The organism is Spirosoma lacussanchae, from assembly GCF_005870035.1.
GTDB classification, from domain to species: Bacteria; Bacteroidota; Bacteroidia; order Cytophagales; family Spirosomataceae; genus Spirosoma; species Spirosoma lacussanchae.
On sequence record NZ_SWJG01000002.1, the window covers coordinates 296,278 to 321,944 of the forward strand.

General features: G+C 55.5%; 23 protein-coding genes and 1 tRNA gene. 12 read left to right on the forward strand and 12 right to left on the reverse strand.

The genetic code is table 11. The annotated features are described in order from the left end of the window. Positions 1–425 precede the first annotated feature (425 nt). Positions 426–662: a hypothetical protein gene (locus FBR45_RS11630; RefSeq protein WP_246082212.1), complete on the forward strand. Its 237-nt coding sequence runs from the start codon at positions 426–428 to the stop codon at positions 660–662. A gap of 104 nt (positions 663–766) precedes the next feature. Here the strand turns inward: FBR45_RS11630 and FBR45_RS11635 are convergent. Both FBR45_RS11635 and FBR45_RS11640 read right to left on the reverse strand, forming a co-directional pair. Beyond that, positions 767–850: transfer RNA gene (locus tag FBR45_RS11635), tRNA-Thr, on the reverse strand. Positions 851–1,042: 192 nt separating this feature from the next. After that, positions 1,043–3,697 (reverse strand): TonB-dependent receptor domain-containing protein, encoded by a 2,655-nt coding sequence (locus FBR45_RS11640; RefSeq protein WP_138502458.1) that lies wholly within the window; start codon positions 3,695–3,697, stop codon positions 1,043–1,045. A gap of 232 nt (positions 3,698–3,929) precedes the next feature. Between FBR45_RS11640 and FBR45_RS11645 the strand changes: the two genes are divergently transcribed. From FBR45_RS11645 to FBR45_RS11665, 5 genes are read left to right on the forward strand one after another with little or no spacing between them, the layout of a single operon-like run. Next, positions 3,930–5,186, forward strand: a complete 1,257-nt coding sequence (locus FBR45_RS11645; RefSeq protein WP_138502460.1) for a hypothetical protein — start codon at positions 3,930–3,932, stop codon at positions 5,184–5,186. 56 nt (positions 5,187–5,242) lie between these two features. Next, positions 5,243–6,250, forward strand: a complete 1,008-nt coding sequence (locus tag FBR45_RS11650; RefSeq protein WP_138502462.1) for a Gfo/Idh/MocA family protein — start codon at positions 5,243–5,245, stop codon at positions 6,248–6,250. A 1-nt stretch (position 6,251) separates the two neighbouring features. After that, the gene (locus FBR45_RS26820; protein ID WP_138502464.1) at positions 6,252–6,746 is read left to right on the forward strand and encodes an acyltransferase; all 495 of its coding nucleotides are present in this window, start codon (positions 6,252–6,254) and stop codon (positions 6,744–6,746) included. Positions 6,747–6,774: 28 nt separating this feature from the next. Further along, positions 6,775–7,881, forward strand: coding sequence for a DegT/DnrJ/EryC1/StrS family aminotransferase (locus tag FBR45_RS11660; RefSeq protein ID WP_138502466.1), 1,107 nt, complete (start codon positions 6,775–6,777; stop codon positions 7,879–7,881). Next, positions 7,881–8,597 carry a glycosyltransferase family 2 protein gene (locus tag FBR45_RS11665; protein ID WP_138502468.1) on the forward strand — a complete coding sequence of 239 codons (717 nt, stop codon included), beginning with the start codon at positions 7,881–7,883 and terminating at the stop codon, positions 8,595–8,597. The genes FBR45_RS11660 and FBR45_RS11665 overlap by 1 nt, the downstream gene beginning before the upstream one ends. A gap of 21 nt (positions 8,598–8,618) precedes the next feature. On the opposite strand, the gene FBR45_RS11670 is transcribed toward FBR45_RS11665, so the two are convergent. Next, positions 8,619–9,533, reverse strand: a complete 915-nt coding sequence (locus tag FBR45_RS11670; RefSeq protein WP_129603665.1) for an RluA family pseudouridine synthase — start codon at positions 9,531–9,533, stop codon at positions 8,619–8,621. Between the two features lie 314 nt (positions 9,534–9,847). On the opposite strand from FBR45_RS11670, the gene FBR45_RS11675 reads away from it, so the two are divergent. Together FBR45_RS11675 and FBR45_RS11680 are read left to right on the forward strand one after the other, a co-directional pair. Next, positions 9,848–10,309, forward strand: a complete 462-nt coding sequence (locus FBR45_RS11675) for a response regulator (RefSeq protein WP_138502470.1) — start codon at positions 9,848–9,850, stop codon at positions 10,307–10,309. Positions 10,310–10,353: 44 nt separating this feature from the next. Then, positions 10,354–10,737 (forward strand): Hpt domain-containing protein, encoded by a 384-nt coding sequence (locus tag FBR45_RS11680; RefSeq protein WP_138502472.1) that lies wholly within the window; start codon positions 10,354–10,356, stop codon positions 10,735–10,737. Here the strand turns inward: FBR45_RS11680 and FBR45_RS11685 are convergent. The 3 genes from FBR45_RS11685 to FBR45_RS11695 form a co-directional block, all read right to left on the reverse strand. Further along, positions 10,715–11,494: a LytR/AlgR family response regulator transcription factor gene (locus FBR45_RS11685; protein ID WP_138502474.1), complete on the reverse strand. Its 780-nt coding sequence runs from the start codon at positions 11,492–11,494 to the stop codon at positions 10,715–10,717. The genes FBR45_RS11680 and FBR45_RS11685 overlap by 23 nt on opposite strands. Positions 11,495–11,550: 56 nt before the next feature. After that, a complete protein-coding gene (locus FBR45_RS11690; RefSeq protein ID WP_138502476.1) occupies positions 11,551–12,705 on the reverse strand; it encodes a sensor histidine kinase in 1,155 nt (384 codons plus the stop codon). Positions 12,706–12,791: 86 nt separating this feature from the next. Beyond that, the gene (locus tag FBR45_RS11695) at positions 12,792–13,145 is read right to left on the reverse strand and encodes a T9SS C-terminal target domain-containing protein (RefSeq protein WP_138502478.1); all 354 of its coding nucleotides are present in this window, start codon (positions 13,143–13,145) and stop codon (positions 12,792–12,794) included. 222 nt (positions 13,146–13,367) lie between these two features. On the opposite strand from FBR45_RS11695, the gene FBR45_RS11700 reads away from it, so the two are divergent. Further along, positions 13,368–14,207 (forward strand): SdiA-regulated domain-containing protein, encoded by an 840-nt coding sequence (locus FBR45_RS11700; protein ID WP_138502480.1) that lies wholly within the window; start codon positions 13,368–13,370, stop codon positions 14,205–14,207. Between the two features lie 3 nt (positions 14,208–14,210). On the opposite strand, the gene FBR45_RS11705 is transcribed toward FBR45_RS11700, so the two are convergent. From FBR45_RS11705 to FBR45_RS11715, 3 genes are all read right to left on the reverse strand, one after another. Next, positions 14,211–14,585: a hypothetical protein gene (locus FBR45_RS11705; RefSeq protein ID WP_138502482.1), complete on the reverse strand. Its 375-nt coding sequence runs from the start codon at positions 14,583–14,585 to the stop codon at positions 14,211–14,213. A gap of 121 nt (positions 14,586–14,706) precedes the next feature. Beyond that, positions 14,707–15,069, reverse strand: coding sequence for a hypothetical protein (locus FBR45_RS11710; RefSeq protein WP_138502484.1), 363 nt, complete (start codon positions 15,067–15,069; stop codon positions 14,707–14,709). A 226-nt stretch (positions 15,070–15,295) separates the two neighbouring features. Continuing rightward, positions 15,296–16,309 carry a hypothetical protein gene (locus tag FBR45_RS11715; protein ID WP_138502486.1) on the reverse strand — a complete coding sequence of 338 codons (1,014 nt, stop codon included), beginning with the start codon at positions 16,307–16,309 and terminating at the stop codon, positions 15,296–15,298. Positions 16,310–16,536: 227 nt separating this feature from the next. On the opposite strand from FBR45_RS11715, the gene FBR45_RS11720 reads away from it, so the two are divergent. After that, entirely contained in the window at positions 16,537–17,559 is a 1,023-nt protein-coding gene (locus FBR45_RS11720; RefSeq protein WP_138502488.1) for a S66 peptidase family protein, read from the forward strand. Between the two features lie 341 nt (positions 17,560–17,900). On the opposite strand, the gene FBR45_RS11725 is transcribed toward FBR45_RS11720, so the two are convergent. Further along, the gene (locus FBR45_RS11725) at positions 17,901–20,576 is read right to left on the reverse strand and encodes an MGH1-like glycoside hydrolase domain-containing protein (protein WP_138502490.1); all 2,676 of its coding nucleotides are present in this window, start codon (positions 20,574–20,576) and stop codon (positions 17,901–17,903) included. 309 nt (positions 20,577–20,885) lie between these two features. On the opposite strand from FBR45_RS11725, the gene FBR45_RS11730 reads away from it, so the two are divergent. Continuing rightward, positions 20,886–21,260, forward strand: a complete 375-nt coding sequence (locus tag FBR45_RS11730) for a hypothetical protein (protein ID WP_138502492.1) — start codon at positions 20,886–20,888, stop codon at positions 21,258–21,260. Between the two features lie 16 nt (positions 21,261–21,276). On the opposite strand, the gene FBR45_RS11735 is transcribed toward FBR45_RS11730, so the two are convergent. Both FBR45_RS11735 and FBR45_RS11740 read right to left on the reverse strand, forming a co-directional pair. Further along, the gene (locus tag FBR45_RS11735) at positions 21,277–22,449 is read right to left on the reverse strand and encodes a serine hydrolase domain-containing protein (RefSeq protein ID WP_138502494.1); all 1,173 of its coding nucleotides are present in this window, start codon (positions 22,447–22,449) and stop codon (positions 21,277–21,279) included. Between the two features lie 30 nt (positions 22,450–22,479). Next, the gene (locus FBR45_RS11740; RefSeq protein WP_138502496.1) at positions 22,480–23,985 is read right to left on the reverse strand and encodes a M28 family peptidase; all 1,506 of its coding nucleotides are present in this window, start codon (positions 23,983–23,985) and stop codon (positions 22,480–22,482) included. A gap of 124 nt (positions 23,986–24,109) precedes the next feature. Between FBR45_RS11740 and FBR45_RS11745 the strand changes: the two genes are divergently transcribed. Next, a complete protein-coding gene (locus FBR45_RS11745; protein ID WP_138502498.1) occupies positions 24,110–25,666 on the forward strand; it encodes a serine hydrolase in 1,557 nt (518 codons plus the stop codon). The last annotated feature ends 1 nt before the right edge of the window (position 25,667 follow it).

The window sequence follows — 25,667 nt, forward strand, 5'->3', positions numbered from 1 at the left end:
CGGATAATTCAATATGTACGCGCCGGTCCGAACGTCCTGCACCCAATCCAGCAGGGCCGTACAGTAGCCACAAAAGCCCAAAAGCCCGATGGCAATCAGCAAAAACATCCACGCTGTATGACGCATGTTTATCTGTATTGAATGTATGTCCTCAAACCAGTCCGTTTGGTAAAGTCAAACAGCAGGCAGGCAGAATGGTTTGGCGAGTCCATAATTATGTAAACTTTTCCTCAGAGCTGTTGCGGGCTATACTATGAAAATGGTCATTCTACCGGGTAGGCCTGTTGTTACTGAAATTTGAAAAAATATGAATATATTAGTTTGATAATCAATTGGTTGTGCTGTATGAGAGGCTGAATAGAAATGGGACGAATTTTGACTGGATTTTGTTCTTAAGTAGACAACAACTGCGAGAGAACATACACATGGAATCGACTTACACGGCCAGCAAACCTATGCATCACAGTGCGGCTACGACTTCAGCGCGGCCCACGCGCCGAAAAGCCAACGGATCGGCAACGGCCGCCCTGCTGATTCAGATGGCAACGGAAATCTTGACGGCTTCGCCCACCATGCGCCACCGGATGAACATTACCTTGACGGATCTATCGGCGGCTGATAAAATCAGGAAGCAATTGCTCAAACCGGCAACGACACTATAACGCGGCCGAATACCGTATACAAAGGCAGCTTTCAGGTACCGCCCGCGCTGGCGGAGCGAACATAAAAAAAGCACGTACAGCCCAGGCTGTACGTGCTTTTTTTGAGCCAGTGGAGGGATTCGAACCCCCGACGCGCTTGCGCATCCTGATTACAAATCAGGCGGAATCGACCGCTATCCGACACTGGCGTCTCCTGAATTGTGGGGCAAAAGTAGTGCTTTCCGGTATGTTGCGCAAGTATTGACCCGGCAACTTTCGCGCAAACAGGCTAAAAAAAAGGAATCCCCCCCGCAGCGCAGAAGGGATTACCGTCAACCTATCTAATTAATTGCTTGTACTGAGTACGTTAGCCAGCGCTGAACGATACGGGCCTGTATCCACTAATTTCTTGGACGACCGCCCCCTCCGCCACCGGCCGGTCCGCCCTGTTGCGGACCGTCGTTGCCGCCCCCTTCGCCACTTTTTATGTCGTCGTTGTCGATCGACCGCCGACGTTTCTGCGGGGCGTCGAAGCTCATTTTACCAATTTTGTAGCTGAACGTCAACCGAACCCCGGCGTTGTAGAAGCTGTTGGTGCTGTTCTGCGTCAGGATGGGCGAGCGCAGTTCAGAGGTCTGTACGAATGGATGGTTCAGGAAGTTTTCGGCAGCCAGTCCGATGCTGGCCTTTTTCTGGTTGAAATCTTTACGGACCCCTACGTTATAGAAATACATGGTGCTTTGGTAGCCCTGGAGCTGCACCTGCCGACCCCGCATACCGCCGAAGGCCTGTAGCCCCCAGCCGCCCTTCAGGGTCAGGCTGGTCATCAGACGACCGCTCACGATCCAGCCCGAGTTAGAGGCTGCGTAGATGGGGTTGCTGTTGTTGTTGGTCAGGCTGACATGGAACACATCGACACCGCCACCAAGCTGCCACTTCGAAAACAACGTAGCGTTGCCGAACAGGTTGAGACCGAAGGCATCCTGCCGCCCGACGTTCTGGTAGCCGGTCCGAATGACCTGCTGGAAAACGGGGTTAGTCGGATCGCCGAAACTCTGGGTAGACGTATCCCGAACGGCGGTAATCTCGTTATTGGTACGCCGGGCAAAAACCGTTGCGTTCAGGTAAATGCCTTTGATGTTGGCACTGGTACCCAGCTCGATGTTGTCGGTCAGCTCGGGCGAGAGGTAGGGGTTACCCGTGGTGATATTGGTCGGATTGGCCGTGTTCACGTTCGGGTTCAGGAACTGAATGCCCGGCCGCTGAATTCGGCGGTTGTAGGCCAGCTTGATAATTTTACCACCGCCCAGGTTCTTTGAGATGTTAATGCTCGGAACCAGATTGCCATAGTCGGGGATCGACGCGGCTGGGGCGCCCTGCTCGTTGCTGAACCGGGCGCCGATGAAGGTATATTCATAACGAGCCCCGGCTTTGATCGTAAATTTGCTCTTGGTCGTCAAAGTATACGACAGATACGACGCGGCAATTTGCTGATCGTAGAAGAGGGTGTTGGCCCGACGGCTGTTGTCCGTCTCGTAAGGTGCGTCAGGTCCGTCGGCAATCAGATACTGGAAATCGCTGTTGACCTGCCGGAAAATACCTTTGCCGCCGAGTTCGAAGAGCTGGTTTTTGCCGACCGGCACCTGGTAGTCGATCTGAAGGGTCGATTCCTGGTTGTAGCTCTGGTTGTCGTTCCGCTGGCGAGCCGTAATGGTCTGGAAGTCGGCTCCGCTCAGGATGTCTGCAACGAAGTTGTTGGTCCGATTGTTCCGGCTGTATAGGGCCAGGATGCTCAGCTCCTGCTGGGGCTTGTACGTACGGGTATACGTTACGTTGGCATCGACCGTACCCGACAGATCTTTACTGTCTACGTTCCGCAGATTATTAATCGGGAAGAAACCGCTGGGCAGAAAGGTTTGGGTAAGCAGGTTGTTCTGGCTCGTCAGTCCGTTACGGGCTCCGTAGCGAACGCTGGCTGTCAGGGATGTATTCTTGTTAATGTCGTAATCCCAGCCCAGCTGATAGTTGCCGAAGATGCGCTGGTTCTGCGTGCTGGCACTCTGCAACGTACGGATGGTGCCATTAGGCGAAGCCGTTGTCTGGTCGTTGCTGAAGGCGCCACGCACATTATACTCGGCCCGGCCAAAGCCACTCAGCGAAAAGCCCATCTTGCCGGTGCGGTAGTTGCCGTTCAGGCCGAGCAGCGCTCCCCGGTTACCAACGCCCCCGTCGACGTTCAGGGTAGCCCCCTGCAGCGTCGTTTTCTTGGTCACAATGTTGATGATACCCGCCGATCCTTCCGCGTCGTATTTGGCCGAGGGGCTGGTAATGACCTCTACGGTTTTGATCATATCGGCCGGAATCTGCTTGAGGGCATCGGCTACGCTGCTGGCCACGATCGTGCTGGGTTTGTTGTTGATCAGTACGGTTACGTTGCTGCTGCCGCGCAGGCTCACGTTGCCATCCAGATCGACCGAAAGCATGGGCACCTTACGCATCACGTCGCTGGCGTCGCCCCCTTTGGCCGTAATATCTTTATCGGCGTTGTAGACGAGCCGGTCTACTTTTTCTTCGATCATGGCCGCCTGGCCTACCACGTTTACTTCGCTGAGCGTGCGGATGTCGGGGGCCATATTGATGATGCCCAGGTTGAGGTCGGTACCCCGTTCAACGGTGATGAGCGCAGACCGTTTATCCCGGTAACCAATAAAGGAGTACTGAAGCCGGTACTGACCGGGAGCCAGCTTGGTCAGGGCGAACCGGCCTTTTTCGTCGGTGGTGGTTCCGTCAACGGGTTTGTTGGTCTGGGCGCTGAGTACGGCTATGGTTGCAAACTCAACGGGTTTGCTGGTGGTAGAGTCCATGAGCAGACCCACAATTTTACCGTTGCCGCGGGGCAGTGGATCAGATTCCGAAATGGTAGCTGCAGGGCGCTGAGTTCGTTCATCGGCAGGTCGGCCGAATCCGCCAGGACTGCCCGGCCCTGTTCCGCTGGGAACCTGAGCCAGCGCGGCCGTTGCCGAAGCGATGTATAAAACAAGTAATAACGTTTTCATGGGGTTGTATATCTGGTGATCGGACTGATGCCCCAAAGGTGATGACAGCCTTTCTAGGCGGGAAATCAATTTGGCCGAATGCCGATTTTTGGGTGCCGAAAGCAGGGATTGACTCCGGGAACGAAAAGCGGCCAAACCAGACCGCTACCGTTTACACAACATACGGTAGATAATTAATTCGTCATGGATCTGTACTTTTATCTTAGTTTTGTTGCGTACAAGCAAACCACCAATGCCAGATTTCCCGTCGTCAGTCATTCCTAAAGCGGCTATTGCGTTCCTGTTATCCGTGTTGCTTGTTCTGTTCTGGTATTACCGTCAGGCACTTACGCCCGCCTATAACCGCCAGCCCCTCGCTTTGGGTATTGCCTTCTTTCTGCTCCGCATCGTTCCGTTTATTGGGTTGTACATCGTGCTGGGCTACAATGCACGTTCGGATGTGCCCATGTTTTTTGAGGCCTCGAAAGAAGCGCTCGAGATGAAGGTCGTTTACCGCGATTTCGATTCGGCCTACTCGCCTTTATTTGCTTATCTGACCGCCCTCCCCCTGCTGATCTGGTACAGCCCGGAAGCTATTACCCTGCTGCTGATTTTGCTGGAGGGGCTGACGCTGGCGCTGACCTTCCGCTACTACCGCAGCCTGCCGGGCCCGGCCGACGAGCCGTTCCAGAAAGCCATCCTGTACCTGCTGCTGCCCATCTCGATGGTACTATCGGTGCTGAGCGGGCAGGAAGATGAACTGATGTGGCTCTTTGGCGTATGGGCGCTGATGGCCTGGCGTCGCCGTCAGGACGATCTGGCCGTGGGCTTGGTCCTGGGTTTGGGTATGGTCGTAACCAAAGCGATTCTGGTGCTGACCCTCATACCAGTGTTTTTTCTGGTTCGTAATAAGCTGCGGTATGTGGCCGGATTATTGCTAGTTGGTTTACCAGCTCTAGCTATTATGTATGGTTTGGCGGGGCTTGAGTTTCTGGAGCCCGTTCAGCAGGCCAACGATCCGCGGACGCCGAATATCTGGACCGTTCTGCGGCCGTTGCTGGGACCTGTTATCCCGCTGGGTCAGAAATCGCTCAACTGGGTGGGGCTGGTGTCTATCCTGGCGGTAGGCTGCTACGTGGCTTACCGAAACCGACAGCGGTTTGAGGCTGGTTTTGTAACCTTATGGGTCAGCACGTACGCGTTTATGATGATTGTTCAGCAAAGTTCGCTGGCCAACTACGCATATATCTACATCATGCCCATGCTGTTCGGCGTTGTTGCACTGACCAGCCGGAACCAGTTGCTGTTCCTGCTTTTGTTCAACGTGGCGGTTGTTGTTCAGCCACCCCTCTGGTGGAGCATGGATATGCCGTTGTTCGGTTCGTTAAGCGATCTAACCACCGTAAAGGCTGTGGCCGAATACGTGCTGGAGGTCGTCATTGTTGGTTGTTTAATCTGGCTGTTGGCCATCCAGTTCAAGGCAGCCCGGCTCATCGGGATGAGCAAATAACGCAGCGCTGCCTGCCGAAAAGAGCAGCCTATTAACCTTATTTATTGTCACATCGAATGATACAAGTTGGCCTGGTCGGTTACGGATATTGGGGAGTCAATCTGCTTCGTAACTTCATGAACGCCAAAGAGTGCACCGTTAAAACCGTCTGCGATCCGCGGGCCGAGCGGCTGGCCGTAGCCCGGCAGAGCTACCCAACGGTAAGCGGCACCCACGATTATGCCGACCTGCTGGCCGATCCGGCTATCGACGCAGTCGTGCTGGCCACACCCGTCTTCTCGCATTACACACTCGCTAAACAGGCGCTGCTGGCGGGGAAGCATGTACTGGTCGAGAAACCGTTTACGGCCAGCGTTGCCGAAGCCGAAGAGCTGATCGAGCTGGCGGCTCAGCGGAACCTGGTCGTTATGGTCGATCATACGTTTCTATACACGGGATCGGTGCAGAAAATCAAATCGCTCTGCGAATCGGGCGAGTTTGGCAAGCTCCAGTATTTCGACTCTACCCGAATCAACCTGGGCCTGTTTCAGTCCGATGTCAACGTGATCTGGGACCTGGCTCCGCACGATATCTCGATTCTGTTCCATCTGGTCAGCGAGAAGCCCTACAGCCTGACGGCAACCGGTAAAGCCCACGCCATCAATAGCATCGAAAATATTGCTTATCTGACGCTGCATTACCAGTCCGATTTTATCGCTCACTTTACCTGCTCCTGGATTTCTCCGCTGAAGGTACGCCGGATCCTGATCGGGGGTGACCGGAAAATGGTGCTTTACGACGATGTGGAGCCAACCGATAAAATCCGGATTTACGACACGGGCTACCAGCTCAACGAGTCGGAACAGGAAAAACACCGCAAGCAGGTCGACTATCGAACCGGCGATGTGTTTATCCCGAAAGTGTCGCCGAAGGAAGCGCTGGCCGATATGGCGGCCGACTTCGTGGGGGCAATCCTGCACGGGCAACAACCGTTAGTAGATGGACACAAAGGCCTGGAGGTCGTCCGCGTACTCGAAGCCGCCGAAATGTCGATCAAACAAAACGGGAAAGAAATTAAACTGTAACATGACTACACTGACAGAAGACTCGCCCAAACGCTCGCTGAATCAGGTGCAGGTTGGCGAAGGCGTCAAGATATACGATTTTGTAAACGCCTACCATTGTACGATCGACGATGGGTCCAAGATCGGCACGTTCGTTGAAATTCAGCGGGGCGCTACCATTGGCAAGAACTGTAAAATATCGAGCCATAGTTTTATCTGCGAAGGCGTCCATATCGAGGATAACGTATTTCTCGGGCATAACGTGACGTTTATCAATGACCGTTTCCCCCGTGCTACCAACCCCGACGGTTCGATACAGACCGATGCCGACTGGACCATGGAAGAAACCTGGGTGAAAAAAGGCGCGTCGATCGGGTCGAGCGTCACGATTCTGTGCGGGGTCACTATTGGCGAAGGAGCCATTGTCGGCGCCGGTTCGGTCGTGACTAAATCCGTTGCGCCCAACACCATCGTGGCGGGTAACCCAGCCCGTGTTCTTAAGTCTGTGAATTCCTAATTTCCATCGATCCAACTCAACTAACCAGATGGTAGCCACCCAAAAAATTCCTTTTCTTGATCTCCGGAAACAGTATCACCAGTTGAAAGACGAGGTGCTCAAAGTAACCGAAGAAGTTTTTGAATCAAACGCGTTCTCCGGCGGTCCTTACGTAGCGACGTTCGAACGGGCCTTTGCCGATTACTGTGACACCTCCCATGCCATGGGTGTCAATAACGGAACCACGGCCCTGCAGCTGGCCATGCTGGCACTGGGCGTTGGCCCCGGCGATGAAGTCATCATTCCCGCCAATACGTTCATTGCTACGGCCTGGGGCGCGTCGCACGTGGGTGCTACCCCCGTATTTGTCGACTGCGACCCGAACACCTGGGAAATCGACGCGTCGAAAATTGCCGAACGGATTACCGAGCGGACCAAAGTGATTGCGGGCGTACACTTGTACGGGCAACCCTTCGATATTGCGGCCGTTCAGGCCGTAGCCGAACAGCACAACCTGCGTTTTATCGAAGATGCCGCCCAGGCCCACGGCGCTCGTTATAACGGTACGCGGGTGGGGGGCTTTGGCGAAATGGCCTGCTTCAGCTTTTATCCCGGAAAAAACCTGGGCGCCTATGGCGAAGCAGGAGGGATAACGACCAACCACCGACCCTATTACGACCATGTGCTGAGCCTGCGCAACCACGGCTCGCAGACGCGGTACTACCACGACGAGATTGGGTATAACATGCGGATGGATGGGCTTCAGGGCGCTATCCTGAGCATTAAGCTACGGTATATCGACCAGTGGAACGCCCGTCGGCAGGCTATTGCCGCCCGCTACCAGCAGGAAATCACCAACCCGGGCGTACGGATGCAGCAGCAACCCGCCTTTGCCGAGTCCGTTTATCACCTCTTTGTCGTTACGGTCGAGAACCGGGCCGACTTCCTGCGCTATCTGGAAGAAAACAACATCGTAGCCGGATTACATTACCCCGTGCCCTGCCACCTGCAGAAGGCTTACCAATCGCTCGGGTATCACACAGGCGATTTCCCCCATGCCGAATACCTGGCCGAACACTGTGTATCACTACCGATGTTTGCCGAACTGACCGACGAAGAAGTTAATCAGGTTATTGACGTGATCAACCGCTATTGATGGACCAAACCTGGAGTATAGTCGTCTTTTGTTACAACGAAGTAGGCACCGTTCGGAAAGTCGTTACCAAGCTGATTCAGACGTTTGAGCAGTACAAACCCGGCCTGTATGAAATTTTGCTGGTCGACGACGGCAGTTCGGATGGCTCGGCCGATGTGGTACGGGAGCTGGCCGCGGAATACGCCGTAATCCGGCCGTTGATACATCCGGTCAATCGGGGTATTGGCCATGCGCTGCGGACAGGATACGCCCATGCGCGGTACGAAAACCTGACGGCGGTTCCGGCCGATGGTCAGTTTGATACCGATGAACTGATTCCGCATATGAACGTGCCGGACCGGTCGTTCGTGTCGTTTTACCGGCTCGAGAATACAACCTATACCATGCTCCGGAACGCGCTCTCGTATGCCAACCGGCTCGTGAACCGGTTTCTGCTCAGCTTTGACCTGAAAGATGTAAACTGGGTCAAGATTTACAAGACCCAGGCCGTTCAGGCGCTGAAGGTCGAGCTGGAGAGCTCTCTGGTAGAGAGTGAACTATGCGCGAAGCTGCTCGTTACGGGGCATACCGTTCGGCAGGTAGAGTCCAGATACCACCCGCGCGAGTCGGGCGTGAGCAAAGGCGCTTCGCTGAAGATTGTCCGGCAGGCCTTTGGCGATACGCTGACCCTGGCCCGGGTGCTGAATGCCTTTAAACGCCAACTACGGACCCGCTAAGAAACGGGTCCGTAGCATGGATTATTCTGACTGTTTCAATACGCTCAGAAACGATTTGGGCACCGGCGCGTCGAACCGCATGGCCTCGCCCGTGATGGGGTGTTCAAAAGCCAGCATCTCGGCGTGCAGCCCCAGGCGCCCGATCGGGTCAGACGTGGCGCCGTATTTACTGTCGCCCGCAATGGGGTGACCAATATCCTGCATGTGTACCCGAATCTGGTTCTTGCGTCCGGTTTCCAGCTCCAGATGAAGCAGAGCGTATCCGTTGGCGGCCTTCAACACGGTATAGTTCGTGACGGCCAGCTGCCCGTATTCGGGGTTCTGGCTGGAATATACGATCAGGGCCTTGCTTTCGCGCAGGTAGGAGGTGATGGTATCGGCAGGCGGTTCCGGTACGCCCTCTACCAGCGCCACGTAGGTCCGCTGCTTGGTGGTATCGTTCCACGATTCCTGCATCAGCTTCTGTACCTTCTCGCTCCGGGCAAACATCATCACTCCCGATGTCTCGCGGTCGAGCCGGTGGATGATAAAAATCTTGTTCTTCGGGTCTTCTTTTTTGGTGAAGTCGCTCAACATGCTGTAGGCCGTACGGTCGCGCTCCTTACTGGTACCCATCGATAACAGGCCCGCCTGTTTGTTGATCACAATCAGGTGTGGGTCTTCGTACAGGATAGTCAGGCCTCTGTATTGGGTTGTCTCGGGCGCCCGGTTGCCCGCTACGGTAACGATCTGGCCGGGTTGCAGCGGGTGGTTGAACTGGGTATAAACCCGCCCGTCGACCAGAATCTGTTTATTACTCAGCAGCGATTTGATATTGTTACGATTCTTGTGCGGCAGCTTGTCAATCAGGAAAGCCATCAGTTGGGCCGGAGCCTGAACCGTGAGCTGCTGGTCGGTGCGCTGACCGCGTCGACGCGGCTGATCGGAATGTTGCATAGTGTACCAGTGTCAAAGACCGGCCATAAACGAGCAGGTCATCTGGCAAAGGTACGGGTACAAACCCGATTAACCGGATTCGGGCCGATAAACATCCTGTAGAAAGGCACAGCCTCGGCGCCCGCCACGGTTGCCACCCAGCTGTGGCCGAACCAGCCGAGGGGGGGGGGCGTTTGCGCAGGCTGGATCAAAAATACACCGCTTAAAAACTCTAATTTTCCTAAAAAGTAAAATTTTAATTGCCTTAGTTAAGAAATGGTAAACTAACTTATATTTGTTGCAGGACCTGATTCAAGCTGTGTTTACAGCTGATTATGGATACCGCACACCTGATTGATAAACCGATATATACCGTGGATAGCCTGTCCTCTTCGCAAAAACCGACGCCGGCCGATGGCAGTGATCAGCCACTGGCCGGTATCCGGCTGTTACTGGTCGATGATTACCCGATCAATCTTAAAATGGCGCAGCGCTTTATGCAGAAGTGGGGAATTCTGGTCGATACCGCAGAAAACGGACAGATCGCCATCGACAAATTCAGCGCCGGTACGTACGACATTGTACTGATGGATCTGGAAATGCCGGTTCTGGATGGGTATCTGGCTACTGAGGCCATTCGGCGGCTGAATCCGATTGTACCGGTTCTGGCCCTGACCGGATCGGCTCCGTTCAGCAACCAGGACCGCGCCTTCGCGATCGGGATGAACGATTACGTCACCAAACCGTTCAACCCCGACGATTTATTCGAAAAAATTGCCCGATATACCCAGCGGTAACACATCGCTGGGCCTGGTCACCACCGTTTGCTCGTCCAACTACCATGCCACTAACCGCCCCCGCCATTGATTACTCACGACTAGACCGGCTGCATGGCGGAAGCCGAGGGCAGATTGTGAGTGTGCTTCATCTGTTTCTCGATGAGGTCATACCGGATTTTGACCAGCTGGAAGCCGGTATGGAGCAGCAAAACTGGGTTGGCGTGGCCGATGTGGCCCATAAGATTGTGCCCTGGGTGGGTATGGTCGGGCTGACGTCGCTGGAAATGGAGTTGCGCCAGCTGGAGCAGTCCGCCAAGGCAGCACCCGAGCCAGAGGAGGTTATCAGCCGCTGGAATCACTTCAAAGCCGGGCTGGAGCAGGCGTTACCCGTGTTACGCAGCGAACTGGACCGGCTGGCTGATCCTACTTCCCCAACCATTCCTTAAACTCGGTCATCCGGTCGCCACTGACAAACACCTCCTGCCGCGATTTGGGCATCAGATCGAGTTTCAGTTTGCCCGCCGAATAGGTATGGATGGTCTGGATAGCAGACAAGGAGACCAGAAACTGCCGGCTGATCCGGAAAAACTGCCGGGGGTTCAGCAGTTGTGTCAGCTTGTCGAGGCTATAATCAATAGGCAGGTTGAGTCCGTCTTTGGTGACCAGAAAAACCACCCGCTCTTCGAGGTAGAAATACGCGACATCGGTTGTTTCGATGCTTCGGATCTTAGTGCCCACCGTAATCATGAATCGGTCCTTATAATCGGTTTGGCGGGGGCCGCCGATCAGGCTCAGTAGGGTTTCGAGGTCGGGAGTCGATGCACTCGCCGAGCCGAACTGCTTTTTCAGCGCTTTGAATTTTTCAATGGCCGCTACCAGCTCGTTGTAGTTGATGGGCTTAAGCAGGTAATCGATGCTGTTCACCTTAAACGCCTGGATCATGTACTCATCATAGGCGGTGGTAAAGACTACCGGCGTAGTCAGATTGGCCTGCTCGAAGATGCGGAATCCCAGGTCATCTTCGAGGTGGATGTCCATGAAAACCAGATCGACACTGGGGCGGGCTGGCTGTTTGAACCACGCCACGGCTTCGCTCACCGACGGAATGGCCGTCAGCACCTGTATACCGGGATCGTATTTCTGCAACATGCCCTCCAGCCGTTTGGCGGTGAGGTTCTCATCTTCAATAATCAACACATTCATAATCGAAGCAGCAGAGCCAGCCGACGAACTACCGTAAACAAAGACCCGTAGGGAAACTATGCCGGTACCCGTTCGCCGAGTAGCGGTATTTTGACAATAAAAGCCGATTCGTTCTCACTGACGTGCACTGGCCGGTCGGTAAGCAGCGTATATCGGTTGACAATATTCTGTAGACCCACACCGGTCGACACCTCGGATTGGGGACGCAGTTGCCGGTTGTTCTGCACAACCAGGCTGTCGTCTTCCAGGAAGATCTGCACCTGCAGGGGTTCTTTGGCCGACATCCGGTTGTGCTTTACGGCGTTTTCAACCAGGAGTTGCAGGGTGAGCGGAGCAATGGCGTACCGGACCTGATCGGCTTCGGGTACGTTGATGATAACATCGAATTTGTTTTCGAAGCGGATGTTGAGCAGAAAGCGGTAGGCCTGAATGAACTCCAGCTCGGTTTTGAGCGATACGCTCTCGTTATCTTTCTGCTCCAGAATATACCGATACGCCCTCGAGAGCTGGTCGATAAACCGCTCAGACAGGTCGGCGTCGGCATGAACCAGCGACGATAGAATACTGAGGCTGTTGAACAGGAAGTGCGGATTGACCTGGCTCTTCAGGGCCGTAAACTGGGCCTGTACCGCTTCTTTCTCAAGTCGCTCGGCACGCACCTGAATCAGTTCGAGCCGACGGTTGGTACGCCGGTTGGCAGCCAGGTAAAATGCCGACAGCAGCGCCAGAACGGTGAGGCTGTTATTGGCCCGGGCCCGCTGTTCACGTCCCTGCCGCCAGACGGCTGCATCGAGCGGAGTATATGGCTTAGGGGGGCGCTGGGCGCGGTAGGCCGGAAACCGCTCTTCAATGAAGCTATTCAGTGTGCGCCAGATGGTGTAAAAGCCATAGTTAAACGAGAGGGCTATGACGCTGGCAATGAGCAGCGTAGCCAGCTGAGCTGGAATTTTGAACTCCAGCAGAAACCCGTCACCAAACCAGCTGAAAAGCCGTCGCTGTATCCACTCGGTAATGCTGATCCAGAGAAAGAAAAAGAACAATGACAGCAGAATCTCGAGAACGAAGAACGGCAGCCGCGACGCCCGCAGGGCCCAGCTGGGGTTCGAGATATTGACGTAAAGCCGCAGGGGCCAGTAGACAACAAACACGCTCAGGGCAAGCTGCCATTTTTGCCGGTTGGTCAGGCGGTATGTTGTCGGTACGGTGGTCATATAACAAATCTACACATCCTATCTACGCTACAAAAAAAGAAACCGGCGGAATGCCGGTTTCGGTCGGTTGGGTGACGAATTTTGGATCACGACTCAAAAGCAACCACCTTCTGAGCGGGCTGTTCGCCCACAACAAACGTTTTCACGATCTGCTCTTTACCGACACGAACGGCCAGTTGGTAGGTTCCGTTGGCCAGTTCGGCAATGTTGAAATATTGATGGAGGCCATCGCGCAGGTTTACATTCTGCGCATACAGGATGCGGCCCTGCTCATCGCGGAGGCTCACCGTAGCGGTGGCCTCTTCGCGGCCAACGACGAGTTGAATCTTTTTATCAGTGGTGACGGATACATAGGTGACAGGCGCTTTGTCGGCCGTGGTTTGGGCAAATGATGCGGTACCGGCTACCAGTCCCAGCATCAAAACGAATACTTTTTTCATGGTTCGTATTTGTTTGGTTCGTTTGACTGAGACAAAGGTGGGCTGTCCGAATCAGCCCACAAAAGCAATGTGGATGAACGCCGGTTTTTGCCCGACGGGCCTGAGATTCAGCGTTCCGAGTAAAACAGTACCATATCATCATGTTAAAAAAACGGCGGTTGGGCAGCCGATCGGTGTTCAAATCGGTTAGGCATGTACCTTTGCGCCAAACCTGCATCCTGTATGAATCGCTTTTTGTTGGGAATGATGCTTGGGCTGGCTGGCTGCGGCACCTCGTCGACCAAAACGGATAACCAACCCGAGTCCGCAACCATAGCGGCCCCCTTCAAACTTCCCTACGACCTACAATCGCCCGACGATGATGTTACGTTGCCCAAAGCGCTGGAAGAGATATCGGGCCTGACGTATTATAAGGATGGCCAGCTACTCTGCGTGCAGGATGAAGAAGCGGTCGTGTACGTCTACGATAGCCGCAAAAAGAAAGTAGTCAAAGACTTTGGCTTCGGCGGATACGGCGATTTTGAAGGAATCGAATACGTGAACGGCGAGGTCTATGTACTCGAAAGCAACGGCAACCTATTCCGGTTCAAGCCGGAGTCGACGCAGATTGGCCGCACCAAAACCGACCTGCCCGCCAAAACTGAAGTAGAAGGGTTGGGCTATGATCCTAAGACCAAACGGCTGCTGCTGGCCGTCAAGAACGGGGGGAGTGCGTCGAGCGATAAAGCCGTTTACTCGTTCGATCTGCTGAACCGGGCGGTATTTAAGGATATGCAGCTAAATGACGAGCAGTTGAACGGCGCGGGTATCGATCCGAAAACCTATAAGCCTTCGGGTATTGCTGTTCACCCCATAACGGGCGAGTGGTATATCCTGACCTCGGCTGGGAAGCGGCTGGTTATTACGAACCGACAGGCCAAAATCACCTACTCGGAGTCGCTCGACCCGAAGCGGTTTCGCCAGCCGGAAGGCATCTGTTTTGCCCCCAACGGCGATCTATTCATCGCGAGCGAAGGCGATGGCAAGAAAGGGTATCTGATGCGGTTTGCGTATAAAAAGTAGATCCTAGGGAGCCTTGAGCACCTCGGCCGTTATGGTGGTTTGCTTGCCGGTCGTGCTGACCAGCGTTACCCGCGACTGTCGGGAGCTGGCATCCAGTTCGGGTACGCCTTCCTGCTCGGTATAGGTCGAGCCATCGGCTGCTTTGGCCGTGAAAACAACGTTAAACAGCTGGTCGCTGGGGGCTGCGTACCGGCGGGTCGTTTTGTTGACGATATCGTAGTTGACCCGGTAGTCGCTTCCTGACTGGGTTGTTGTATTGATAATAACTTCAAAATCAGTAGCCTGAAACGGGGTGGGGGCGGGGTCGTCGCTTTTGCAGTTCCAGAGCAGGCAGGTCAATAGGAGGAGGCAATAGCGAAGGCCGGACACAGGTTTCATAACGTAAGGAGTAAAAAATGAACGGCTAAGGTACCTGATCCGACGATAGGACCGAACAACAGGTTGGTTTTCTGACTAACTGGTCGCGCCAGCCACCCGAAAGCAGCTGGCGCAACCTGGTTTAGCTCACCAGAAAATTCATCGCCTGTTTCAGGGTGCGCTCGTTGCCGGTTTCGGGGTCCGTATACGACCGTTCGCCGACTTCAATGTCTACCTGTTTGCCAATCAGCTGTTTCGTGTCCAGCTCCTTGCCTTCTTCTACGGCTATACCCGCCTGCTCGAACAGGCCGACAATACTGGCCATACCCGCCTGTGACTGGTAAAACCGGTGCGAAACATACCCATCTTCATTTTCAAAGCGGGCGGCAAAGAAAGGCACTCCTTTGTTCTCGCTGGTGCCCTCGTCGATGTGCGTGATCGTAACGCTGTGGTGCCCGTCGGCCAGCAGTGGTTTATCCTGTCCTTTTTCTACGGCAATTTTCATAACGCTGATTGTGTTTTGTTTATATTATAAACTGCCTGTATGTGTGATTGTTTTGCAGTAATGGCTTTATGAGACAGGTTCGTCGATAACCAGTTCGATATGAACCAGTGGGTCGTAAATAATTGGTTTAATCAGTAGAATGACCGATTTAGCGGCACGAGCGTGGAATAATCCGGGTAGTCATATTACCCACACCGGTCTCAGGCCGTCATGTAGCTATACAGAGTCACAGACTGTCAGGCCGGATGCGTGTTTTAGCGGGTTGGCGGAATGGAAGATGAAAGTTCAGGCCGGTTTGCTGCTGTCTGTCCATGAGGGCGTTGATTGTTTCAACCCGGCTAAGGCCAATCTCATCGCGCCACTCGTTGGCTTTGTTTCGTTCGGCTTCTGTCAGAGCATCGTCAATGTAGCCATAGCGTTTTTCCTGGCGACCGCTTTTGACGGCTACGTACCAGTCATCGATGAGAGCCAGTTCGTAGGGCGATATCTGTCCCTGTACTAGTGCGTTCAGGAGATCAGGTCTAAGTGCCGGATAGAGTGTATCTTCAAGGGCATGGCGCTGGCTGATGGAATTGTGGTGGCTGAAAATAACGGCTCCCCAACTGGCATTACCAATCAGCTTCTCGCCCGGATAGCCGTGTGTTTTCAGAATCTCAGTAAGCCTCGCCAGCTGGATTTGGCTATGCGGGGCAAACCGCTTTTCGGCATAGCGGTCCTGTCGCTGAGAACTGAAGGTAAACAGGGCACCCAGCGCTTTCCACTGATCCTTGCGAAACATGGCCTGCACCTCGTCTCGAACCGCCGGGTTTATGCGTTGCTGATAGATTGCCCGCTGTGCAGGATACTGCTTTTTGAGCTTTTTCCAGTCGGGCTGGCCGATAAGCTTTTTGAGAAAGGCATGCTTGCGGACCTGTCGGGGGGTCATGCCCGCAGCGAAGCCCTTGCGAACGAAGCCTAGAGCCTCACTGGGCCTGCCCAGATACAAAGCCAGTTGAGCCGCTACTTTATAGTCCCGCAGGAAGATGAAATCATAACTGGTAAATACGTTTTTGTAGGCTGCCAACGCCTGGTCGTACTGCTGGCTGGCAATCAGGTCGTGGATGCGGGCAATGCTGCGGTGATATATCCTGTAATCGGGTGGGGCACACGGTGTACTCGTAGGGCTTGTAACCGCAGCAGCGGCCAAGGGCTGGGCGAGCACGAGGATAATGATAATCAGGAGCCTGTTGACATGAGCCATTGGGTATGGGGTTTGGTTACCAGCAGGATACCCGCAGGGGGCGATGCGTTGCGCCGTTACGATTTTTTAACACCTGCGCCCGGCAGATCCAGCAAGTACTACCAGCGTATGGCGGATAAATTGTCTCGCCGTAACCTGTTAGCGGGCAGCTACAAGCACCCGTATATGCGCTCATGTACTATTTTTCGCTAGTATTATACACCGATTTTCGCAAACGACTTTCTGCCATGCTGACCCGCCGTTCTCTGCTCAAAACTACCGCGCTTGCGCCCTTTGCTACCTACGATCAAAAACCACTGGCTACTGTAAAACCGGCCCGGCTCAAGCCCGGCGATACGGTGGGTTTGGTTTGTCCGGCAGCGCCGGCCTACAGCCGCGAAGAGGTGCAGGTTACGCAGGAGTCGCTGGTGGCGATGGGGCTGAAAACCAGGCTGGCTCCGCACTTTTACGACCGCTACGGCTATCTGGCCGGGCGCGATGCCGACCGGGCCGCCGACGTGAATGCCATGTTTGCTGACCCGGATATCCAGATGGTCATGGCCATGCACGGAGGCTGGGGCTGCGCCCGGTTGCTGCCGCTGCTCGACTACGAACTGATTCGCCGAAACCCCAAACTACTCATTGGCTACAGCGATATTACGGCCCTCCTGCTGGGCATTCATACTAAAACCGGATTAGCTACCATCCATGGCCCGGTAGGCTCGGCCACCTGGAATTCGTATACCGTAGAGCGGTTTCGGCGCGTGATTATGGAAGGCGAACCGGTTATGTATGAAAATCCGACCGACAAGGGTGATACGCTGGCCCAGACCGACGACCGCATCTGGACGATTCGGCCCGGTACGGCGCGTGGTCCGCTGGTGGGTGGCAATCTGACGGTGCTCTGCCATTTGCTGGGTTCGGTTTACGTGCCCGACTGGCGTAATAAAATTCTATTCATCGAAGACGTCAGCGAGGATATCTACAGTGTTGACCGAATGCTGACCCATCTGAAGCTGGCCGGGGTGCTCAACCAACTGTCAGGGCTCGTGTTCGGCAAGTGTACGCGTTGCGGTCCCGGTAGCGGGGGGTACGGTTCACTGACGCTCGAAGACGTGCTGATCGAACATATTGGACCGCTAAACATTCCGGCTTTTGCCGGCGCCATGATCGGGCATATTACCGACAAGTTTACCGTACCAATTGGGATCAACGCCGAGATGGACGCCGAAAAAGGCCTGATTCGGCTGCTTGAACCCGCTGTAGCGTAATGCGAGTTAAAAAGTTGATGGTAAGACTGTTACGCATGGCCTGCCAGAAATCGTTTGGCCCGCCGGATTTCACTCCTAGCCCCCTAAGAGCCTGGGAGAGGAGTCGGGCGCATGCTTAAATGTGGCCATTTTTTCGGATACCGGCTACTGCCTATGAGTAGCGATGCGGTATTTTTGATCAATAGGCACATGTTAGTGGTAGACTGGTTAAGCCAGTGGTCCTGATTACTCGAGTACAGAAGGGGCGCCGAATGCCTCAAGCATGGACGTAGAAAAGGTCTTCACTGCACGGTAAAGACCTTTTCTACGTCCATGCCGGGCTGGCTTGTCTGGTAGTCTGCTTATTTGGTAGCGGGCACAGCAACCGTTTCACTCTGGTATTTGTACCAGTACTCAATCAGATCGGCTACCAGACCCGTCCAGCCGGTCTGGTGGTTAGCGCCCAGACCCGCTCCAACGTCGCCGTGGAAATATTCAAAGAACAGGTAAAGCTTATCGAAATGCGGGTCGGTCTGTAGTTTCTTATCGAAGCCGTAGGCCGGAATACGGCCGTCGGCTCCGCGCCGGAAGAGGTTGATCAACCGCTCGGCTACCTGAACAGACGCTTCCTTGATGCTCATCACCTGCCCCGAATTAGTGGGGTATTCGACCTCGAAGTCGTCGCCGTAATACTGGTAGAACTTCTGCAGGGAGTCGATGAGCAGGAAGTTAAGTGGAAACCAGACCGGCCCGCGCCAGTTGGAGTTACCCCCAAACATGCTCATTTCCGACTCGGCCGGCGAGTACCGCACCTGGAATATCTCGCTGTTCAGCTCGAACTGATACGGCGTCTGTTCGTGAAATTTCGACAGGGCGCGAATGCCAAAGTCGGACAGGAACTCCGTTTCGTCGAACATCCGCTTCATGATCATCTTCATCCGGTGGCCGCGCAGCAGGCTCAGCAGGTGGGTTTCGCCCTTACCCGGCTCGTGCCAGCGCGACACCAGCGAGGCCAGGTCGGGGCGGTTGGTCAGTACCCATTCGACCCGTCGTTTGAAGTCGGGGAGTTTGGAGAGCAGTTCCTCGTCCAGAATCTCGACCGCAAACAACGGAATCAGCCCCACCATCGAGCGAATCTTGAGCAGACGGGCATTGTTATCGGGCGTGTGAAGCACATCGTAGTAGAACTGATCGACCTCGTCCCAGAGGCTGATGTTCTGCTTGCCGAGGTTATTCATGGCCGACGCTATGTGCAGGAAGTGCTCGAAGAACTTGCTGGCCATGTCCTGATAGCTGGGGCGCGTCAGGGAGATTTCGCAGGCGATCCGCAGCATGTTCAGGGTATACATGGCCATCCAGCCCGTACCGTCGGCCTGCTCGATGCGCCCACCCATGGGCAGCGGCTGGCTCCGGTCAAAGACCCCGATATTGTCGAGACCGAGGAAGCCGCCCCCAAAAATGTTGTTGCCTTCAACGTCTTTGCGGTTCACCCACCACGTAAAGTTGAGCAGCAGCTTATGGAACACCCGTTCCAGAAAGGCCACATCGCCGGTGCCGTTCTGCTCCCGGTCAATCTCGTACACCTTCCAGGTAGCCCAGGCATGAACCGGCGGGTTCACGTCGCTGAAGTTCCATTCGTAGGCGGGTATCTGGCCGTTGGGGTGCATGTAGTACTCCCGCAGGATAACGGCCAGCTGCCGTTTGGCAAAGTCGGGGTCGAGCCGCGCCAGGGTGAGCGTATGAAACGCCAGATCCCAGGCCGCAAACCAGGGGTATTCCCACTTGTCGGGCATACTCAGGATATTGGCTGTGTACATATGCCGCCAGCTCTCGTTGCGCGCATAGACCCGCCCCTGAAACGGTACCGGCATCTTGGGATCGCCCTTGAGCCACTCGTTGACGTTGTAGTAATAAAACTGCTTGTTCCAGAGCATACCGGCATAGGCCTGCCGCTGAATCGTAAGCAGTTCGGAGTCGGTTACATTGGTTTGCAGGCTGGCATAAAACGCATCGGCTTCGGCCAGGCGCTGGTTCCAGATGTCGTCGAAGTCGGCAAAGGGCTGGCCCATCAGCGTCTGATCGCTGAAGCGCAGCCGAACGCTGATGCTCTCGCCGGGCGGTATCTGCCGGGTATACTGAGCCGACGCTTTCGTGCCAATCTGGTTGGGGTTGATAAAGTTCTTCTTCCCGCCCGACGTAATGTAATTGTTGATCCCGTCTTTGGGATATTTGGCCACATTGGGCCGGCCGTAGAGTCGCTCGGTATTGGTGTCGTTGTCGCAAAACAGCAGCGCGTCGGCGTCTTCGCAGTAGAGTTTGTATTTTCCCAACTGCTTGTGGTTCACCTCGATCTGGTTGTTGGCGATCCCGTTCATCATGGGCCGGGCGTTGTACTGCTCGTAGCCCCAAGACCAGGTGTTACGGAACCAGATCGTGGGCAGCATCGTCAGCGGAGCCGTCTGGGCCGAGCGGTTATGGGCCGTAATTTTTACCAGCCAGTCGTTCTGATCGGCTTTGGCGTATTCGATGAAAATATCGAAGTATTCATCCTGTTCAAAAACGCCGGTATCGATCAGTTCATATTCGGGCTGCTGTCGGTTTCGGCGGGCGGTTTCGATGACCAGGCGGTTGTACGGAAACTCCTGCTGCGGATACTTGTAAAGCATCTTCATGTAGGAGTGGGTAGGGGTGCTGTCGAGGTAATAATACAGCTCCTTAACGTCTTCGCCGTGGTTGCCTTCGGGCCCCGACAGGCCAAACAGCCGTTCTTTGAGGATATTGTCTTTATGATTCCAGAACGCCAGGGCGAAGCAAATATGACCTTTGTTATCGGAAATGCCGCCGATGCCTTCTTCGCCCCAGCGGTAGGCGCGGGAGCGGGCCATGTCGTGGGTTACGTAGTTCCAGGCGTCGCCATAGGGGCTGTAGTCTTCACGGACACTACCCCAGGCCCGCTCGGATAAATACGGTCCCCATTTTTTCCACCCTTTGTTATCGGCTCGTTCGTACAGACGTTCGCGTTCGGCTATTGTGGTCATAAGTAATCGGTTAATGTCAGGCGGGTAAGCGCAGGCTTGCTGATGAATCAGCTGTCAAAGATAGTATGCATGCTGACTTAATGATTGAAAATTTCGTGCGTATAGGGGTTCCGAACCACTTGTATGCCAGTAAAATGCACAAAAAGGGTTCTCTATGACCGTTCGCTCAATACGGGTACCGGTTGTGTTACCCCCAACCGCTTCGGTAACGACAAAGGGATGCTGAGTTGATCAGATAGCTATTCCTAAACCTCCAAATTCCTTGTGCCGACCGTGGCACGGTCGGCACAAGGATTACTCGTTACATCTATGACTGGTAAAATCACACTCCTCTGTCTATTGCTGACCAGCCTGAGTCTGACTGGCTACGCGCAGACCCTGACCGCAGGCTCGTATGCGAATAAAAACCGACTGGCGGGCTATGCCGCACCGGCCGAATCGTCGGGCATTTTCTGGATGACCGAAACCAACCGCAAGCCATCGCCCTATACGATCGTGCGCTTCTACGATGAAACCAACCAGCTGATCTACGAAGAAAAACTGCCGGGGCGTTGTCTGAACATTTACCGAAAACGGGTAGTGCGTCAACTCAACCGCGCCCGCGTCGATATCGGCCGCCAGTGGGCGCTGAAGCAGCAAATACGCCCGGACGATTTTCTGGTGGCCAGCTATTTACGTCGATAATCCGCTGATTATACCGTTACGGCTGTACCGCGGCCAGTACCCGTTTGATCAGCTCGTTCGGATTGCCGTTATGCCAGCGCCACACAATAACGATATCGTGTTCGGGGTCGACCCAGACGGTGTTCGACCCCGCGCCAAGGGCGGCAAAGCTGCTGGTCGGTGCGTCGGGCCAGGGCTTTTTGCCACCGGCTGCGTTGCCCGTATTCAGCCACCACAGGTAGCCGTAGTCGGGGCCAACGGCGTTGCCGGTAGTCGCCTGCCTGACCCAGTCGGCCGAAATGATCTGCCGGTTCTGCCAGCGTCCCTGCCGCCCGTAGAGGTAGCCAAACCGGGCCAGGTCGCGGGCGCTGATGCGTAGGCCACCCCCCCAGCGCGTACCGCCACTCACCGAGGGCATGGGTTTGCCATCTACGTCGGCTACGGCCGTGGGATAGGGTATGTACTGCCAGGTGTCCGACGCGCCGATGGGATTCATGATCTCATCGCGTACTACCTCAGGGATCGGTTTTTTCCAGAGCCGCAGCAGCGACAGCGCCATGCGGTTGATCCGTACGTCGTTGTATTCGTAATAGGTGCCGGGTTTTTGCAAGGTGCGGGGCTTACGTTCTCCGCGCCCGAACGCTTCTTTGCCGACAAAATCGCTGTTTTTACCCCACAGACTGCCTTCCCACTCGGTCGTTTGCCGCAGGTGCTGCTCCCAGGTTACGGCCCGGTTCTGTTCCGAATCATAGCCGCCATCGTGAATCAGCGTCGAGACCGGCTCGAAAACGTTCGGGATCATGCCCCGCTCGTGGCTGATGCCCACCACCGTCGACAGAACGCTCTTGGCTACGCTGTAGGTTGGGTCAACGCTTCGGGTGTCGCCCCATTCGGCTACGATGTAGCCGTGGCGGAGAATGATGCCGTTCGTGGCCGCCCGGCTGGTAGGCATTGGTCCGAGGAGCTTCCCGAAAATCTCTTCCTGGGTCGAGAAATCCGGTTTCATCTGAGTGGTTTCCTGGGTTTTGGCGAAGGCCACAGCTGCGTCGAGTAACGCGGGATTCATGCCCGCTTTTTCGGGGGTTATCGTGGCCCAGTTATCGCCTTTGGGCGGATAGTATACTGCCGAAGATGAAATGGGTCGCTGGCAGGCAATCACCAGCCATACCAGCAATGCGGCAACCAGTGGGCGGGAATAGAGATGCGTCATGCACGTAGAGAAAGATTGGTAGGGAGCCGTTTATCGTTCCAGTTTGAAGTTCGGGTCGAGCCTGACGCGGGTTGGGCGGTTGGCAATGTCCCAGCCGGTGAGGTACATCCAGCGGGCTATGTTGGTCACTTTGCCGGTGTCGATGCGCTCGGGTTCGTCTTTGGGGGTATGATAGTCGGGGTGAAGCAGGCTCGTAAACGCAATGGCGGGGATGTTGGCCCGGGCGTAGGGCAGGTGATCACTCCGAAAATACCAGCCTTCGGGGTGCTCCGGTTTGTCCCATAGCGTGTCGAGCTTGAACCGGGTATTGGCCTGGTTGGCGGCCAGAGCCGCACTGACCAGGTCGGTCGAGTTGCGGTGGGGTGGCTGCTGACCCAGGATACAGGCGCTGTCGGGCGCATTACGGCCGATCATTTCGGCGTTCAGTACCGCCACGATCGACCCGCGCGGCACGGTAGGCTTGTCCACGTAATAGCGCGAACCGAGCAGCCCCCGCTCTTCGGCGCCGTGGAACACAAACAGCGCCGACCGTTTGGCGGGTTGTTTGACAAACGCTCTGGCAATGGCCATCGTGGCAACGCAGCCGCTGGCATTGTCGTCGGCACCGTTCCAGATCGAATCGCCCGCTACCGCCCGCCGAACGCCATCATGGTCCTGATGGGTGCTGAACAGGATGTGCTCCTTCGTCAGCGCAGGATCGGTACCGGCTACTTTGGCGACAATGTTGACCGACGGGTAGCTGAAACTCTCTACGTTGACCACGTTGGTAAACTGCTGGTTGGGTTGTTTGATCCAGTCGATGGCACTGGCCGGTAACCAGACCGTTGGCGCCTGGGTAAATATGCGCGTGTTAGGGCCGCCCGGCAGGTCGTAGCGACCGCGTTCCAGCCCCGTTGTCCAGCGCTCGAAATATGACTGAGCCTGCTCGTTAGATACCCATACCACCGCCACGGCACCCGCCTTCACGAGTTCGGCCGCCCGCCGGGTCATGGTACCGAACAAAAACCGACGGTAGCTCAGCTCGGCCGGGCCGGTTCCCGAAAACAGGATCGCTACGGCTTTGCCTTTAATATCGACATTGGCCATCTCGCCCGGCGAACCCGTACCGATGAAGACGAGGGGCGCGTCGACCGAGGCAATGGCCGGCGCCAGCAGAAAGGCATCCTGGCCGTGGGTGAGCTGTCGACTACCAATGGCGAGCCGGCTGGTTTCGGTAATGCGGGTGCGCTGGATGTGAAAGAACTGAAAAAACGTACCGTCATCGCCGGCGGGTTGCAGGCCCATGGCGCGGAGTTGTTCGGCAATCCAGACCGAGGCTTTCAGCTCATCGAGCGAGCCGGCCTCTCGACCCCGAAAGTGATCGCCCCCCAGGGCAAACAGGTCGCGTTTGATGTCTGCTTCGCGGATGGCAGCGGCTCCGGCGGGCGAAGCAGGGCGGGCTTTTGACTGAGCATGGGTGCCGGACGGATTGGCCAGGCTTAGACAGGCACTCAGGGCCGCCAGCAGCAAGGTTCGTTGACTGTACAGGTGAATCATTGTCAGGATGTATTGGGCAGAAACAGGATGAAAAGCAAAGCTAATGGCCCGGCGCAGATGATTGGTGCCAATCCGTAAAATACTGGCCGATCCATGTGTATATTGGCTCTTCAATCTTCCCCCTATGAAATTCGCCCTGTTGTGTGCCCTCCTCATCAGCAGCCACTGCCTGATGGCCCAGTCAAAAACCCGGCAGGCCGACCCGGCCGTAGCGTACGACGCTTATGTACAGCAGGCCGTGCGCGACTGGCACGTTCCGGGCCTCACCGTTACGGTGGTAAAAGACGGGAAGGTGGTGCTCAAGAAAGGCTACGGCGTTCGGGAGCTCAACAAAGCGGAGCCTGTCAATACGCAGACGCTCTTTGCCATGGCGTCGACCACCAAAGCCATGACAGCGGCTTGTCTCGGTATGCTCGTCGACGAAGGTAAACTCCACTGGGACGATCCGGTACTTACTTACCTGCCCAATTTCCAGCTGTACGATCCGGCCGTTACGCGCGAGTTGCGGGTGCGCGATCTGCTGACCCATAACACCGGCGTTGGCAATGCCGACCTGCTCTGGACTATCATGCAGATTCCCTCCGACGAGATTCTGAATCGGATGCGGCTGGTCAAACCGGTATACTCGCTGCGGTCAGGGTTCATCTACCAGAACATCATGTATCTGGCGGCCGGCAAAGTGGTGGAGAAAGTGAGCGGGCAGCCCTGGGAAACGTTTATCCGACAGCGTATTTTCGAACCGCTGGGTATGACCCGTACTAAAGCACTGTTTCGGGAAGTAACCGATCCCAACCGGGCCTGGCCACACGTAGCGGTGAACGATACAGTTCGGGTTGTTAAAAACAAACGCGAAGAGGGCGCCGTCGACGCGGTAGGGCCAGCCGGGTCGGTCTGGTCATGTTCCGACGATCTGGCCCTCTGGATGCAGTGTATGCTCGATTCCGGCCGGTATCGGTCCGGAAATGCTGAATCCAGGCAGCTCCTCAAACCCGCCACCTGGGCCGAGCTGTTCAAGCCGCAGGTAATCGTGACCGATGCCCAGTTTTACCCCTCGCAGGTGCTGACCAAACCGACCTGGAAAACCTACGCCCTGGGTTGGTTCCAGCACGACTACCGGGGCCATAGGGTCAACTTCCATACCGGGAGTCTGACGGGCATGGTCGCCATGCATGCCCAGCTTCCTGACCAGAAACTGGCTGTTTATATACAGGGTAACCTCGATCATGCCGAACTGCGCCACGCGCTCATGTACCGCGCCTTCGATCAGTTTGCGTTGGGAATCAGTCGCGACTGGAACGCCGACCTCTACAAGCTATACAGCGATATACAGCTGCGCCGGAAAGCAGCCGAGCGCCGGGTCGACAGCCTGCGCGTCAGGAACACAAAACCATCGCTGCCGCTCACGGCCTATGCCGGGCAGTATACGGACCCGCTCTATGGCAAGGTCAACGTGAGCGTGCAGGATGATAAGCTCGTCTTTTCGGCGAACGATGTGATGGCCGGTCGGCTCGATCACTGGCATTATGACACGTTCCGGCTGACCTACAGCAACTTCTGGGAAGGAACCGACGCCGTAGGGTTCATACTCGATTCGCGGGGGAGCGTGGCCCGGCTAAGCTGGGCCGGTACCGAATTGCTCAAAACGCCCACGCCGACCAGCAAAGGCGTAGCCGAGCGCTAGC